Origin of the sequence: Streptomyces sp. NPDC052043, from assembly GCF_044548235.1 — a bacterium.
Taxonomy (GTDB): Bacteria; Actinomycetota; Actinomycetes; order Streptomycetales; family Streptomycetaceae; genus Streptomyces.
Genome location: NZ_JBIUBT010000001.1, coordinates 76,909 through 91,625, shown reverse-complemented (window position 1 = coordinate 91,625; position 14,717 = coordinate 76,909). Strand labels below are relative to the sequence as shown.

The window sequence follows — 14,717 nt, the reverse complement described above, 5'->3', positions numbered from 1 at the left end:
GCGTCACGCCGCTGTCCCGAACCGCATTTGTTTCGTAACGGTGGCGACCCCGATGACATGGCATCGCCGTACCTGCGCCAGGATGTCAGGGACACATAAGCATCTGGAGGGGAACCCAGGAAATGAGCGACAACCAGCCGGGCCCGTACGGCGGGCAGCCCCAGCAGCCCGGGCCGTACGGCCAGCCTGGTCCCTACGGCCAGCAGCCGCCGCAGGGACCGCCCCAGCCCGGCTACGGCTACCCCCAGCAGGCCCCTCCCGCCCAGCCGCAGCCCGGTTACGGCTACCCGCAGCAGCCCGGCGCCCCGGGCGTCCCGCCCCAGCCGAACCCGTACGGCCAGCAGCCCCCGTACGGCCAGCAGCCCTACGGCGCCGCCCCGCAGCCCCCGGCTGCCGGTGGCGGCGGCAAGAAGACCGGCCTGATCATCGGCGCGGTGGCGGTCGTCGCGGCGATCGCGGTGGGCGCGTACTTCGTGTTCGGCGGGGGCGGCAGCGGCTCCAGCGTCGCGAACGACGGCCCGCACAAGCTGACGACGCCGGCGACGGTGCTGACGGAGTACAAGAAGTCCGACGAAGACAGCGGCAGCATGTCGAAGAACGACATGAAGGACGCCGAGAAGTGGGGTGTGCACAACCCCAAGGACGTCAGCGCCGCCTACCAGGCCGGGGACAAGGACAACCCCCTGAGCCAGAAGATGATCCAGTTCGGCGGCGTCTACGGCACGATCGACGATCCCGAGAAGACCGTCGACGCGATGTTCGCGCACATGAAGGACGAGTCCAAGAAGGGCGGCGACAACGAGGACGCCACGCTGGTCGGCGAGCCGAAGGCGTACACGCCGGACTCGCTCGGCGACGCGGTCCTCAAGTGCCAGCAGGCCAAGGTCGACAACTCCACCGGCGGCGCGGGTGAGCCGAAGGAGATGAACATGACGATCTGCATCTGGGGCGACCACAGCACGCTCGGTGTCGTCATGCCGATGGACGTCGCCAACCTCGCGTCGGGCAAGAGCGGCGACCCGGCGGCCGACGCCGAACTCACCGCCAAGTTCCGCACGGAGGTCCGCGTCAAGGCCTGACGCCGGACTGACGGACGAAGGGGCCCCGGTCGAATCGACCGGGGCCCCTTACTCGTTCCACTCGTTCGCGCGGCGGCGGTTACGCCGTCTTCTGCTCGCCCGGACCGCGGCCGCGCGCGTCGCGCGGGATCAGGGTCGGGTTGACGTTGGAGAGGACGACGTCGGCCGTGATGACCACGCGGGCCACGTCCTTGCGGGACGGGACCTCGTACATCACGCCCTGGAGCACTTCCTCCATGATGGCGCGCAGGCCGCGGGCGCCGGTCTGGCGGAGGATGGCCTGGTCGGCGATGGCCTCCAGGGCCTCACGCTCGAAGTCCAGCTCCACGCCGTCGAGTTCGAACAGGCGCTGGTACTGCTTGACCAGCGCGTTGCGCGGCTCGACCAGGATCTTCAGGAGCGCCTCGCGGTCCAGGTTGTGGACCGAGGTGATCACCGGCAGCCGGCCGATGAACTCCGGGATCATGCCGAACTTGACCAGGTCCTCGGGCATGACGTCCTCGAACTGGTCCTTGGTCTCCAGCTCCCGCTTGGAGCGGATCGTCGCGCCGAACCCGATGCCCTTGGCACCCGCCCGGCCCTCGATGATCTTCTCCAGGCCCGCGAAGGCGCCGCCCACGATGAACAGGACGTTCGTCGTGTCGATCTGGATGAACTCCTGGTGGGGGTGCTTGCGGCCGCCCTGGGGCGGGACCGAGGCCGTGGTCCCCTCGAGGATCTTCAACAGGGCCTGCTGGACGCCCTCGCCCGACACGTCACGGGTGATGGAGGGGTTTTCACTCTTTCGCGCGACCTTGTCGATCTCGTCGATGTAGATGATCCCGGTCTCGGCCTTCTTGACGTCGTAGTCGGCCGCCTGGATCAGCTTCAGCAGAATGTTCTCGACGTCCTCGCCGACGTACCCCGCCTCCGTCAGCGCCGTCGCGTCGGCGATGGCGAACGGGACGTTCAGCATGCGGGCCAGCGTCTGGGCCAGCAGGGTCTTGCCGGAGCCCGTGGGGCCCAGCAGCAGAATGTTGGACTTGGCGAGCTCGATGCCGTCGTCACGGCCCTGCGCGCCGCCGTTCTCGCCGGCCTGGACGCGCTTGTAGTGGTTGTACACCGCGACGGACAGGGCTTTCTTCGCGGCCTCCTGGCCGACGACGTACCCGTCCAGGAACTCGTAGATCTCGCGGGGCTTGGGCAGCTCCTCCCAGCGCACCTCGCTGGTCTCCGCGAGTTCCTCCTCGATGATCTCGTTGCAGAGATCGATGCACTCGTCGCAGATGTACACACCGGGCCCTGCGATGAGCTTCTTGACCTGCTTCTGGCTCTTGCCGCAGAACGAGCACTTGAGCAGATCGCCGCCGTCACCGATGCGTGCCACGGTGTGCTTCCCCTTCGCCTGGGAGACGCCTACGTCCAGCGGCTCCTGGTGCTGCCTTATGTCGACGGTACCTTGCCGGGCCCCTCGTTCGGGCCCCCCTTGGCACGGTTTCGCTTTGACGTGCACCGTGCCAAGGAGTGGCAGACGATACTGCCTCCCGTCAGCGGACGGACGCGTTGTTCATCTTCCGGGTCGAGATGATCTGGTCGACCAGCCCGTACGACAGGGCCTCCTCGGCCGTGAGGATCTTGTCGCGCTCGATGTCCTCACGGATCTTCTCGATCGGCGTGGTGGAGTGCTTGGCCAGCATCTCCTCCAGCTGCGCACGCATCCGGAGGATCTCGTTGGCGGCGATCTCCAGGTCGGAGACCTGACCGCGGCCGGTCTCGCTGTACGGCTGGTGGATCAGCACCCGGGCGTTGGGCAGCGCCATGCGCTTGCCCGGCGTGCCCGCGGCCAGCAGGATGGCGGCGGCGGAGGCGGCCTGGCCCATGCACACGGTCTGGATGTCGGGCTTCACGAACTGCATCGTGTCGTAGATGGCGGTGAGCGCCGTGAAGGAGCCGCCGGGGCTGTTGATGTAGACCGAGATGTCCCGGTCGGGGTCCATCGACTCCAGGCACAGCAGCTGCGCCATGACGTCGTTGGCGGAGGCGTCGTCGATCTGGACGCCAAGGAAGATCACGCGCTCCTCGAAGAGCTTCGCGTACGGGTCGTACTCGCGGATGCCCTGGGAGGTGCGCTCCACGAAGCGCGGGATGACGTAGCGGGACTCGGCCGTGGGGCCGTTGTACTCGGCACGCGCACGGTCGTAGAGGCCGCTGCCGGGGAAGTCGTTCACGGTGTCTCCTGGAAAGGGGCTGGGCGGTCGGCTGGGGCTGGCTGGGCTGCGCGGGGAGGTCTCGGACACCCGCACGGGGCCGGGACTCCGCGGGAGCGGCTCAGGGGGCCTCCTGCGCCCCCTGGAGCGGCTCAGGCCCCGGTGCCGCCGCCGCCCGGCATGCCGGCGGCCGAGGTGATGACGTCGTCGATGAGGCCGTACTCCTTGGCCTCGTGGGCGTCGAACCAGCGGTCGCGGTCGGAGTCGCGGGTGATCTGCTCGACCGACTGGCCGGTGTGGAAGGAGGTGAGCTCGGCCATGCGCTTCTTGGTGTGCAGCAGCCGCTCGGCGTGAATCTTGATGTCCGAGGCCGAGCCGGCCAGACCGGCGGACGGCTGGTGGATCAGGATCTCGGCGTTCGGCAGCGCGAAGCGCTTGCCCGGAGTGCCCGCGCTGAGCAGGAACTGTCCCATCGAGGCCGCGAGGCCCATGGCGATGGTCACCACGTCGTTCTTGATGTACTGCATGGTGTCGTAGATCGCCATGCCGGCCGTGATCGAGCCGCCGGGGCTGTTGATGTACAGGTAGATGTCCTTGTCCGGGTCCGCGGCAAGGAGCAGCAGCTGTGCGGTGATCTTGTTCGCGATGTCGTCGTCGACCGGCTGGCCGAGGAAGATGATCCGCTCGCCCAGCAGCCGGTTGTAGACCTGGTCGCCGAGGCCGCCACCGATGGAAGGCTCGCCGGCGGCGGAGGGCATCAGATTCGTCACGTATCCACCTGCTCGTCTTACGACGGCGCCGGGCCGTCTCACGTGTTCCTGCCAGGGGCTGGGGACTCCCCTGCCCCCGTACTCATGGACCCTAACGCGCGGCTCCCTTCGGCGAATCCCGCTGAGGGGAGTGTTCGCCGGGGGCGTAGCGCACGGTCCTCGGAAACAGTCCTCGGAAACGGTCTTCGGAAAAGCGAACGGGCCCCAGGTCACCAACGTACCCGGGGCCCGCCCTCCGTGCGCATCCGTATGCCGTACGGATCAGGCCTCGGCCTTCTCCTCGCCCTCGCCCTCGGCGGCGGTCTCGGCAGCCTCGGCGGCCTCGGCGGCTTCCTCTTCGTCGTCCAGGTCGACGATCTCGCCGTTGGTGTCCTTCACGGTCGCGGCCTCGACCACGACGGCCAGGGCCTTGCCGCGGGCGACCTCGCCGACCAGCATCGGAACCTGGTTCTGCTCGACGACCGCCTGCGCGAACTGGTCGGGGGACATGCCGGAGGAGGCGGCGCGCCGCATGAGGTGCTCGGTGAGCTCCTCCTGGTTGACGTTGAGCTTCTCCGTCTTGACCAGCTCGTCGAGGACGAACTGGGTCTTGATGCCCTTGACCGCGGCGTCGTGGGTCTCGGTGTCGAACTCCTCGGCGGTCTTGCCCTGGATCTCCAGGTACTTGTCGAGGGTGAGGCCCATCTGGCCGAGCTGGTGGTGCTCCAGGTTGTGCTTGCGGGTGTTGATCTCGTCCTCGAGCAGCTTCTCGGGGACCGGGACCTCGACCAGCTCGAGCAGCTTGTCCAGGACGCGCTCCTGGGCCTGCGTGGCCTGGTCGTACTGCTTCATGTTCTCCAGGCGCTTGCGGCTGTCCGCGCGCAGCTCCTCGAGGGTGTCGAACTCGGAGGCGAGCTGCGCGAAGTCGTCGTCCAGCTCGGGCAGTTCGCGCGCGGCGACCTGGGTGACCTTGACGGTGACCTCGGCCTCCTTGCCGGCCGCGGAGCCGCCCTTGAGCTCGGAGGTGAAGGTGGCCTCGCCACCGGCCTCCAGGCCCTTCACGGCGTCGTCGATGCCGTCGAGCAGCTCGCCGGAGCCGATGGTGTAGGAGACGCCATTGGCGACGCCGTCCTCGAGGACCTCGCCCTCGACCTTGGCCTCCAGGTCGATGGTGACCACGTCGCCGTCCTCGGCGGCACGCTCGACCGGGGTCGTCGAGGCGAAGCGCTCACGCAGCTGCTCGACGGCCTTGTCGACGTCCTCGTCGGTGACCTCGACGGCGTCGACCTCGACCTCGATGCCGGAGTAGTCCGGGATCTCGACGGCCGGGCGGACGTCGACCTCGGCGGTGAAGTTCAGCGTCTCGCCGTCCTTCAGCTCGGTGATGTCGACCTCGGGCTGGCCCAGCGGGTTCAGCTCCGCCTCGTTGACCGCCTCGGTGTAGAACTTCGGCAGCGCGTCGTTGACGGCCTCCTCGAGAACCGCACCGCGGCCGAACCGCTGGTCGATGACGCGGGCCGGGATCTTGCCCTTGCGGAAGCCCTTCACCGTGACCTGCTGGTTGATCTTCTTGTACGCCGCGTCGAGGCTGTCCTTGAGCTCCTCGAAGGGCACCTCGACAGTGAGCCGAACCCGGGTCGGGTTCAGGGTCTCCACGGCGCTCTTCACGGTTCGGTCTCCTTGTGGCTGACTGCTTGGATTCTGCCGGGGCCAGATGGGTCCGGCGGATTTCGCCCCGCCCGGAGGAGTTCGCTGGCCCAGCAGGACCGGACACACGGGCGCGCAGTTTGCATAGTAACCGCAGCCACTCCGCGCCCCCAAAGGCGATCACACGTGGTGACGCCGACCGGCGGCCGGCGGATGGTCGGGGTGGCGGGATTTGAACCCACGGCCTTCCGCTCCCAAAGCGGACGCGCTACCAAGCTGCGCCACACCCCGTCTGGTGCGACACGTAGGGTACATGCCCGCAGGCAGTGCGGTCGTCGCATTCCGCGACCGCCGGAATCACGCCGCCCGGCACGGGCCGGCGCCGGGCCGTGCAGGGCGGCGGGGCGCAAGCGGCTCGCGGGGGCCTCGCGGGACACCTCGCGGGAACGGAGTGTGCGTCGACGGCGCACGACCCGCTACGATGCCTTGTGTGCCGCGGTCGGCAGACCAACGGCGCCTTGTGTGCGGGCGTAGCTCAATGGTAGAGCCCCAGTCTTCCAAACTGGCTACGCGGGTTCGATTCCCGTCGCCCGCTCTGTACGGCTCAGGGCCAGGCCGGAGGAACAGTCCTCCGACCTGGTCCTGATCGGTTTCCGGCACGCCGCTTGCCTGTCGACTGCCCGCTGTCAGCTGTCAGCTGTCAGCTGTCAGAAGCTCATCGTGTTGATCGTGTGCGCTATCGAGTTCAGGAAGCGGTCGATCGACGGCGCCATTCCGGTGGAGGCGAGGAAGAAGCCGAAGAGTACGGCGACGATGGCCGGGCCGGCCTTGATGGATCCGCCTCGGAGCAGCACCACCAGGATGATCGCCAACATCAGCACCACTGACAGTGAAATGGCCACAACTGATCACACCCTTGGTCGGTAGCTCTCCCGGCCCGCGGACGCCAGCCCCGCGCACCCCGCTGGAACCATCGTGCCACCAACGCGGCTCCCGCATGCGGCGGCTGACGCATCATCGGCCAAGTTCCTCGTTCCGGGGATCTTTCCCACTGGGGCGCGGTGCTCCTCGGGCCGCGCTTCGTACGGCATTTCGGCGACGGTCGCCGCGCCCGTCACCACCGGGAATTCACGGCGATCGGTCACATGCCATCCACATGATGTTCGCAAGGAATTCGAATTGTTGCCCAAGACACGAACTCGGGTGTCAACTCATCAGGACGAGTCCGGACATGGGGGGTGACGCAGCCCGCGCGAACGGCTCCCGGGCTGTGTCGACCGTCACGCGTGAAGGCCCGCGGACTTCGTCAAATCCGCGATAGCCGCGGTGAATAGCGGCGCGTAACGGCGGCGCTTTTACGGAACCCCCAGGACGGCACTAGGGTGCCTCAGATGTTCCACGCCGCCCCTTCCCCAGGCCAGAACAGAACACCGCTCCCTCCGGCACAGGCGCCGGCGCCGGCAGCGCCGAGTCCGCACGGATCGGGCGAGCCGGACGGAAGACCCGGCAAACAGCGCGACGCGTTCTTCGACAACGCCAAATACCTGGCGATCGTGCTGGTGGCAGTGGGGCACTCCTGGGCGCAACTCAAGGGCGACAGCCGCGTCCTGCAAGGCCTCTACATGTTCGTGTACGCCTTCCACATGCCGGCTTTCATCATCATCTCCGGTTACTTCTCCCGCAGTTTCGACGCCCGGCCCGACCGGCTCAAACGGCTGGTCACCGGTGTCGTGGTGCCGTACGTCGTCTTCGAGACCGCCCTCTCCCTCTTCAAGCGCTACGCCGGCCACAGCCCCGACCAGGACATCAGCCTCCTCGACCCCTGGTACCTGACCTGGTTCCTGTGCGCCCTGTTCGTCTGGCGGCTGACCGCCCCGCTGTGGAAGCTGTTCCGCCGGCCGCTGCCGCTCGCGCTCGGCATCGCCATGCTGGCCTCGCTCAGCCCGGCCATCGGCAACGACCTGGACATGCAGCGGGTGCTCCAGTTCCTGCCGTTCTTCGTGCTGGGCCTGTCGCTGCGGGCCGAGCACTTCCGGCTGGTGCGCCGCCGTTCGGCGCGGATCGCGTCGGTGCCGGTGTTCGCGGCGGCGCTGGTCACCGCCTGGTGGGCGGCGCCTCGGATGAACGCCTCCTGGTTCTACCACCGCGACGCCGCGCAGGATCTGGGCGCGCCCTGGTGGGTCGGCCCGGTGATGACACTGGCGCTGTTCGGCTGCTCGCTGGTGCTGACCGCCTGCTTCTTCGCCTGGGTGCCGGGCCGCCGGATGTGGTTCACGGCGCTCGGCACGGGCACGTTGTACGGCTATCTGCTGCACGGCTTCGTCATCAAGGGCGCCGAGTTCCGGGGCTGGTTCGACCAGGCCTGGCTGCACGGCCCGCTCGGCGAGATCCTCGCCACCGTCCTGGCGGCGGCGGTCATCACCCTGCTGTGCACGCGGCCCGTGCGGCGCGTCTTCCGGTGCGTGATGGAGCCGGAGATGAAGTGGGCCTTCCGGCGGGACGCGGGCGAGCAGGCCCGCGAGCGCCGGGAGGCACCGCGGGCGCAGTGGGAGAAGTCCGGCTCGGTCAGCGCCTGAGAGAGCCGTCCGGGAGGCCGAGGAGCGCGCGCATCCGCGCGTACTTCCCGGTCAGCCGGTCGCGGGTGGCCTCGTCGAGGACCGCGAGGCGGACCGGGTCGGCGTTGTGCGCCAGGTCGGCCTCCTTGACCAGCAGCGCGCCGGGCACGGCGAGGATCCGCCGCGCGTACGCCTCCGGGTCCTCCCCCTCCCGCTTGGTGACCGCGCGCACGATGTCCTGCGTCCGACGGCTCAGCGCGGCCTCGCGCAGCCACTGTTCGGACAGGACGCCGTCCTCCACGGAGTCGTGCAACCAGGCCGCCGCGATCTGCTCGGTGTCACCGCCCCGGGCCCGCACGCCCTCGGCGACGGCTCGCAGGTGCTCGGCGTAGGGCCGGCCCGCCTTGTCGGTCTGCCCCTCGTGGGCGGCCCGGGCGACCGCCTCGACCTCGGCCAGGGACAGGGTGCGCGGGGCGCGGGGCGTGTCGGTCACGTGCCCAGTGTGTCAGCGTGCCGCCAGGGCCGTGGGGCCTTCGCGGCAGATCAGGAGCAGGGCGCGGTCGTCGTTGACGTCCTTGGCCACCGCCTCGATCAGGTGCCAGGCGGCGCCGTGGAAGCCGCCGGCGACGTACCGGTCGGCCTCGCCGGTGAGGCGGTCGATGCCCTCGACGATGTCGCGTTCGGCCGTCTCCACCAGGCCGTCGGTGAACAGCATCAGGACGTCCCCGGCGCACAGGGAGCCCTTGACCGGGTCGAACTGGGCGCCGTCGTACACGCCGAGGAGCGGGCCCTCGGCGGCCTTCTCCTCCCAGCGTCCGCTGCCCGCGCTGAGCTGGAGGCCCGGCGGGTGGCCCGCGGAGTACAGCTCGTAGTCGCCGGAGTCCAGGTCGAGCACCAGGTGGATGGAGGTCGCGAAGCCCTCGTCCCAGTCCTGGCGCAGCAGGTAGCCGTTGGCGGCGGGCAGGAACGCGTGCGGAGGCAGGCTGCCGAGCAGACCGCCGAACGCGCCCGACAGCAGCAGCGCCCGCGAACCCGCGTCCATGCCCTTGCCGGACACGTCCGTGAGCACGACCTCCAGGGTGCGGCCGCCGTTCGTCCGGGCCGCGACCACGAAGTCGCCGGAGAAGGACTGGCCGCCGGCCGGACGCAGCGCCATCTCGTGGTGCCAGCTGTCGGGCAGCTGCGGCAGCTTGCTCTGGACGCGGATGCGTTCGCGCAGGTCGAACAGCATGGTGCCGCCGCGCCGCCAGGGCACGCCGACCCGGCTGCGGAACTGGGCGATCAGAAGCCCGAAGAAGCCGCAGGCGGCAACCACGAGCACCACGCCCGGGGTCACCCGGGACGGGCCCTCGGTGTACGGGCCGAGCCGCACCGACTCCACGATCAGCGCCGTGGCCGCGGTGGCGTACAGGCCGAGCAGGCTCGCCGGGCGCAGCAGCAGCCCGCCGGCGACGATGGGCAGCACCAGCGCGACCGGTGAGAACCACACCGAGTTGGCGAGCGTCAGCACCAGGATCAGCGGGATGGTCAGCAGCAGACCGCCGAGCGCGATCCAGTCCGAGCCGTCCCCGCGGAAGTAGTCGACGGCGGCTCTGCGCACGCCGACGCGGGCCCGGTGCCACTGCATCTTCAACCGGGCCGTGAACGTCTCGGCTTCCGCGCGCCGCTGTCGTCCTGCTGCCATTAGTTGGGGACCCTATCCATCCGACCTGAGGCTTGGCACGGGAGGTCCCACTTGTCCCCCGTCCGAGGCTCGGATTCACAGTGAACTTCACCGGCGGCCGTCTCGCTGCCACCTGGACGAAATTCGTTCGCAGGGTCCGTGGCGCGCTGGTAGGCATGGCGCATGGCGACTGAGTGTGCAACCAGGCTGAGGGTGCTGCGGCGGGACGAGTGGGACCGCTGGTACGACAATCTGGTCCGCGCCTTCGGCGGGGTCCCGGAGCCGGACGAGGAGCGGGAGGCGTGGAACTCCCTGACCGAAGTGGACCGTTCCCTGGGCGTCTGGGACGGGGACGCGTGCGTGGGCACGGCGGGGGCGTTCAGTTTCCGGATCACCGTGCCGGGCGGCGGCCTGCTGCCGGCGGCCGGCGTCACCATGGTGAGCGTGGCCGCCACGCACCGGCGGCGCGGTGTGCTGACGTCGATGATGCGGCGGCAGTTGGACGACGTGCGTTCGTGGGGCGAGCCGCTGGCAGTGCTGACCGCCTCCGAGCCGGCGATCTACGGCCGCTTCGGCTACGGCGCAGCGGCCTTCGAGCTCGGCGCCGAGATCGACACCGACCGGTCCGGTCTGACGGTCCCGGCCGGCACGGACGACATACGCCTGCGGTACGCGGCACCCGCCGACGTGCTCGACGACTGCGAGGCGGTCTACGCGCGGCTGGTGCCCGGCCGGCCCGGGATGCTGGCTCGGCAGCCCGGCTGGGGGCGGGTGGCGCTGATCGACCCGGAGAGCGCGCGGAACGGCGCCTCGCCGCTGCAGTGCGTGGTCGCCGAGCGGGCCGGCGAGGTCACGGGGTACGCCCGCTACCGGGTCAAGCCGGGCTGGGGAACCGGCGGGCACGAGGGCACGGTGTACCTGAGCGACCTGGCCGCGCTGGACCCGGCGAGCGACGCCGCGCTGTGGCGCTTCCTGTTCGGCATCGATCTGACCTCGACGCTGGTCGTGCGGGAGCGGCCGGTCGACGACGCCTGGCAGTACCTGGTGTCCGACATCCGGCGGTGCCGGCCGCGGCTGCGGGACGCGCTGTACGTGCGGCTCGTGGACGTGGGGGCGGCGCTGGCCGCGCGGATCTACCAGACGCCGGTGGACGTGGTGATGGAGGTGGCGGACGACTTCTGCCCCTGGAACGCCGGGCGGTGGCGGCTGACCGGGGACGCGAAAGGCGCGTCCTGCGAGCGGACCTCGGACACGGCGGATCTCTCCTTGTCCGTACGGGAGTTGGGGGCGGTGTACCTCGGCGGCGTGCCGCTGACCGGGCTCGCGGCGGCCGGACGGGTGCGGGAGCTGCGGAGCGGGGCGCTGGCTCAGGCGTCGGTGGCGTTCGGCTCGGCGGTGGCGCCGTGGCTGCCGCACGGGTTCTGAGCCGGGCGTCTCATCCGGCCTTCTTCTGAAGCCGGGCGCCTCATCCGGCCTTGGCGGGCTGCTGGCAGGTGGGGCACCAGAAGAGGTTGCGGGCGGCGAGGTCGGCGGTGCGGATGTCCGTGCCGCAGACGTGGCAGGGCAGGGCGGCCCGGCGGTAGACGTACACCTCGCCGCCGTGGTCGTCGACGCGGGGCGGGCGGCCCATGGCCTCGGGGGTGTGCTCGGGGCGGACGGTGTCGATGCGGTTGTTGCGGACGCCCTCGCGCATGAGGGCGACGAGGTCGGCCCAGATGGCGTCCCACTCGGCCGGGGTGAGGTCCCTGCCCGGGCGGTAGGGGTCGACGCGGTGCCGGAAGAGGACCTCGGCGCGGTAGACGTTGCCGACGCCCGCGACGACCTTCTGGTCCATCAGCAGGGCGGCGACGGTCGTACGGCTGCGGCGGATGCGGGCGTAGGCCCGGTCGGGGTCGGCGTCGGGGCGCAGGGGGTCGGGGCCGAGGCGGTCGTGGACGGCCTGCTTCTCGGCGTCGGTGATCAGGGCACAGGTGGTGGGGCCGCGCAGGTCGACGTACGAGGTCGCGTTGGCGAGGCGGAGGCGGACGGTGTCCGTGGGCGGGGGCGCAGGGGCGTCGCCGAAGGTGACCTTGCCGAAGAGGCCGAGGTGGATGTGGATCCAGTCGCCGTCGCGGAAGCGGAGGAAGAGGTGTTTGCCGTGGGCTTCCGTGCGGGTGAGCTCCGCTCCGGTGAGGAGGGTGGCGGAGGTGGAGAACTTGCCCTGGGGGCTGGTGACGTGGGCCTGCCGGCCGGAGAAGTGGGCGGCGTAGTCCTGTGCGAGGCGGTGGATGGTGTGCCCCTCTGGCACGGGTGTCCCTTTCTTGCGGTTTTTTGCCCGCCCGCCCGCCCGACTCGGTGGGTGGAGGGGTGCGCCGGCCCTGGGGCTCTGCCCCAGACCCCGCCGGGGCTGCGCCCCGGACCCCGTTTCCCACCCACCCGCCCGTCTCGGTGGGTGAAAGGGTGCCCGGGCCTGGGGCTGCGCCCCGGCCACCCGGGCTGGGGCTACGTCCGAGGCGCCCCGGGCTGTGGCTTCGTCCGAGGCGCCCGGGCTGTGGCTCGGCCCCGGCCGCCCGGCTGGGCTACGTCCGGGCCCGGGGCTCAGCCCCAGGCCCCGCGGGGACTCCGTCCCCTGCACCCCTGGCCGGGGCCCCCGACAGTGCTCTGCCGGGGGCCCCGGCCTGTGGCGGTGCGGGGGCGGCTACTGCTGGGGGTGGTGGGCCGGGATCGGGGGGAGGTCGCCCGTCGATTCGTAGGCCGTGAGCATGTCGATGCGGCGGATGTGGCGCTCGTCACCGGAGAAGGGGGTGCCGAGGAAGGTCTCGACGAACTTCGTCGCCTCCTCCGTGGTGTGCATGCGCGCGCCCACCGCGACGACGTTCGCGTTGTTGTGCTGGCGGCCGAGGGAGGCCGTCTCCTCGCTCCAGGCGAGAGCCGCGCGCACGCCCTTGACCTTGTTCGCCGCGATCTGCTCGCCGTTGCCGGAGCCGCCGATCACGATGCCGAGGGAGTCGGGGTCCGCGGCCGTGCGCTCCGCCGCGCGCAGGCAGAAGGGCGGGTAGTCGTCCTGGGCGTCGTAGATGTGCGGTCCGCAGTCGACGGGCTCGTGACCCGCCGCCTTGAGCCACTCGACGAGGTGGTTCTTGAGTTCGAAGCCCGCATGGTCGGAGCCGAGATACACGCGCATGGTCCGAGTGTGACATGGCGGAATGCAGGCGGCAGCGCCGGGGTCAGCGCATTATCACATCCACAAGAAGAAAGTGACTAATCTTTCAAAGCTCAAAGAAACCTCAAGTAACAATTACATTTCGAAGGTTCACGGATTCCATTGCCTCCGTTTCACTGGACCATCTCGTACGCCGCTCGTACGGGGAACCGCTCCACCAGAGCAAAGGAATTCCCCCCATGACTTCGGGACTCCAGGCCGGTCTCAAGAACCGCCATCTGTCGATGATCGCCATCGGCGGCGTCATCGGCGCCGGTCTCTTCGTCGGTTCCAGTTCGGCCATCGCCACCGCCGGGCCGGGCATTCTTCTCTCCTACGCCCTCGTCGGCACGCTCGTCGTCCTCGTGATGCGCATGCTGGGCGAGATGTCCGCCGCCAACCCCACCTCCGGTTCCTTCTCCGCGCACGCCGACCGGGCGCTCGGGAGCTGGGCCGGGTTCTCCATCGGCTGGCTCTACTGGTTCTTCTGGGTCGTCGTGCTAGCCGTGGAGGCGACGGCGGGCGCCAAGATCCTCTCCGGCTGGGTACCGGCCGTGCCCCAGTGGGGCTGGGCCCTCATCGTCATGGTGGTGCTGACCGCCACCAACCTGGTGTCCGTCGGCTCCTACGGCGAGTTCGAGTTCTGGTTCGCCGGGATCAAGGTCGTGGCGATCGGCGCGTTCATCGTCGTCGGCGCGCTCGCGATCTTCGGCGTGCTGCCCGGCGTGCACAGCGACAAGGCAGGGCTCAGCAACCTCACCGCCCACGGCGGGTTCCTGCCGCACGGGCCCGGCGCCATCCTCACCGGTGTCCTGCTCGTCGTCTTCTCCTTCATGGGCAGCGAGATCGCCACCCTCGCGGCGGGCGAGTCGGAGGACCCGCAGCGCGCCGTCACCAAGTCGACCAACAGCATCATCTGGCGCATCGGCGTCTTCTACCTCGGTTCCGTCTTCGTCGTGGTCGCCCTGCTCCCCTGGAACGACAAGTCGATCGCCGAGAAGGGCTCCTACGTGGCCGCCCTCGACTCCCTCGGCATCGCGCACGCCGGTCAGATCATGAACTTCATCGTGCTGACCTCGGTGCTCTCCTGCCTCAACTCCGGCCTCTACACCGCCTCCCGGATGGCCTTCTCGCTCGGCGAACGCGGGGACGCGCCGAAGGCGTTCGCGCGGACCACCCGCCGCGGTGTGCCGATGGCCGCGATCGTCTCGTCGGTCGTGTTCGGCTTCGTCGCGGTGTTCTTCAACTACCGGTTCCCGGACTCCGTGTTCCTCTTCCTCGTCAACTCCTCCGGCGCGGTCGCCCTGTTCGTCTGGCTGGTGATCTGCTTCTCGCAGCTGCGGATGCGGAAGATCATCCAGCGGGAGGCGCCGGAGAAGCTGGTCGTGAAGATGTGGCTGTACCCGTATCTGACGTGGGCCGCCGCCGCGCTGATCGTCTTCATCTTCGTCTACATGCTGACCGACACCGAGCACGACGGCCGCGAGACGGTGCTGCTGTCGCTGCTGGTCGCGGCGATCGTGCTGGCGATCTCCCTCGTCCGGCACAAGCTCGGACGCGGCCGTACGGCGGACACGGGCCCGGCCGCCGAGGAGACGGCCAAGGTCCCGGTCGGCTGACGACGCCCGGACCACCGAAGAGGCCCGCCGGGTGACGT

Annotated in this window: 13 protein-coding genes and 2 tRNA genes; 5 read left to right on the top strand and 10 right to left on the bottom strand. The window is 69.8% G+C overall.

Translation table 11 applies throughout. The annotated features are described in order from the left end of the window. The first annotated feature begins 122 nt into the window (after window positions 1-122). A complete protein-coding gene (locus ACIHCX_RS00390; RefSeq protein ID WP_400025166.1) occupies window positions 123-1,079 on the top strand; it encodes a hypothetical protein in 957 nt (318 codons plus the stop codon). Window positions 1,080-1,158: 79 nt separating this feature from the next. On the opposite strand, the gene clpX is transcribed toward ACIHCX_RS00390, so the two are convergent. The 5 genes from clpX to ACIHCX_RS00365 all read right to left on the bottom strand — a co-directional run bounded on the left by clpX (window position 1,159) and on the right by ACIHCX_RS00365 (window position 5,952). Next, window positions 1,159-2,445, bottom strand: coding sequence for an ATP-dependent Clp protease ATP-binding subunit ClpX (clpX, locus tag ACIHCX_RS00385; RefSeq protein WP_100566838.1), 1,287 nt, complete (start codon window positions 2,443-2,445; stop codon window positions 1,159-1,161). Window positions 2,446-2,605: 160 nt separating this feature from the next. After that, the gene (locus tag ACIHCX_RS00380) at window positions 2,606-3,286 is read right to left on the bottom strand and encodes an ATP-dependent Clp protease proteolytic subunit (RefSeq protein ID WP_400025164.1); all 681 of its coding nucleotides are present in this window, start codon (window positions 3,284-3,286) and stop codon (window positions 2,606-2,608) included. A 131-nt stretch (window positions 3,287-3,417) separates the two neighbouring features. After that, the gene (locus tag ACIHCX_RS00375; protein ID WP_398142502.1) at window positions 3,418-4,023 is read right to left on the bottom strand and encodes an ATP-dependent Clp protease proteolytic subunit; all 606 of its coding nucleotides are present in this window, start codon (window positions 4,021-4,023) and stop codon (window positions 3,418-3,420) included. A 273-nt stretch (window positions 4,024-4,296) separates the two neighbouring features. Next, a complete protein-coding gene (gene tig, locus ACIHCX_RS00370) occupies window positions 4,297-5,682 on the bottom strand; it encodes a trigger factor (RefSeq protein WP_400025163.1) in 1,386 nt (461 codons plus the stop codon). A 193-nt stretch (window positions 5,683-5,875) separates the two neighbouring features. Further along, window positions 5,876-5,952, bottom strand: a tRNA-Pro gene (locus tag ACIHCX_RS00365). Between the two features lie 233 nt (window positions 5,953-6,185). Between ACIHCX_RS00365 and ACIHCX_RS00360 the strand changes: the two genes are divergently transcribed. Next, window positions 6,186-6,256 (top strand) — tRNA-Gly (locus ACIHCX_RS00360). A 112-nt stretch (window positions 6,257-6,368) separates the two neighbouring features. On the opposite strand, the gene ACIHCX_RS00355 is transcribed toward ACIHCX_RS00360, so the two are convergent. Beyond that, window positions 6,369-6,563, bottom strand: a complete 195-nt coding sequence (locus ACIHCX_RS00355; protein WP_400025161.1) for a hypothetical protein — start codon at window positions 6,561-6,563, stop codon at window positions 6,369-6,371. Between the two features lie 489 nt (window positions 6,564-7,052). Between ACIHCX_RS00355 and ACIHCX_RS00350 the strand changes: the two genes are divergently transcribed. Continuing rightward, the gene (locus ACIHCX_RS00350) at window positions 7,053-8,237 is read left to right on the top strand and encodes an acyltransferase family protein (protein ID WP_400025159.1); all 1,185 of its coding nucleotides are present in this window, start codon (window positions 7,053-7,055) and stop codon (window positions 8,235-8,237) included. On the opposite strand, the gene ACIHCX_RS00345 is transcribed toward ACIHCX_RS00350, so the two are convergent. Together ACIHCX_RS00345 and ACIHCX_RS00340 are read right to left on the bottom strand one after the other, a co-directional pair. Further along, window positions 8,227-8,709, bottom strand: a complete 483-nt coding sequence (locus ACIHCX_RS00345; RefSeq protein ID WP_400025158.1) for an HD domain-containing protein — start codon at window positions 8,707-8,709, stop codon at window positions 8,227-8,229. The genes ACIHCX_RS00350 and ACIHCX_RS00345 overlap by 11 nt on opposite strands. A gap of 12 nt (window positions 8,710-8,721) precedes the next feature. Further along, entirely contained in the window at window positions 8,722-9,900 is a 1,179-nt protein-coding gene (locus ACIHCX_RS00340) for a PP2C family protein-serine/threonine phosphatase (RefSeq protein ID WP_400025156.1), read from the bottom strand. A 162-nt stretch (window positions 9,901-10,062) separates the two neighbouring features. Between ACIHCX_RS00340 and ACIHCX_RS00335 the strand changes: the two genes are divergently transcribed. After that, a complete protein-coding gene (locus tag ACIHCX_RS00335) occupies window positions 10,063-11,304 on the top strand; it encodes a GNAT family N-acetyltransferase (protein ID WP_400025154.1) in 1,242 nt (413 codons plus the stop codon). Window positions 11,305-11,344: 40 nt separating this feature from the next. On the opposite strand, the gene ACIHCX_RS00330 is transcribed toward ACIHCX_RS00335, so the two are convergent. Further along, a complete protein-coding gene (locus tag ACIHCX_RS00330) occupies window positions 11,345-12,166 on the bottom strand; it encodes an Fpg/Nei family DNA glycosylase (protein WP_400025152.1) in 822 nt (273 codons plus the stop codon). 390 nt (window positions 12,167-12,556) lie between these two features. Beyond that, a complete protein-coding gene (locus tag ACIHCX_RS00325) occupies window positions 12,557-13,042 on the bottom strand; it encodes a ribose-5-phosphate isomerase (RefSeq protein WP_141360894.1) in 486 nt (161 codons plus the stop codon). Between the two features lie 218 nt (window positions 13,043-13,260). On the opposite strand from ACIHCX_RS00325, the gene ACIHCX_RS00320 reads away from it, so the two are divergent. Continuing rightward, the gene (locus ACIHCX_RS00320) at window positions 13,261-14,679 is read left to right on the top strand and encodes an amino acid permease (RefSeq protein ID WP_400025150.1); all 1,419 of its coding nucleotides are present in this window, start codon (window positions 13,261-13,263) and stop codon (window positions 14,677-14,679) included. The last annotated feature ends 38 nt before the right edge of the window (window positions 14,680-14,717 follow it).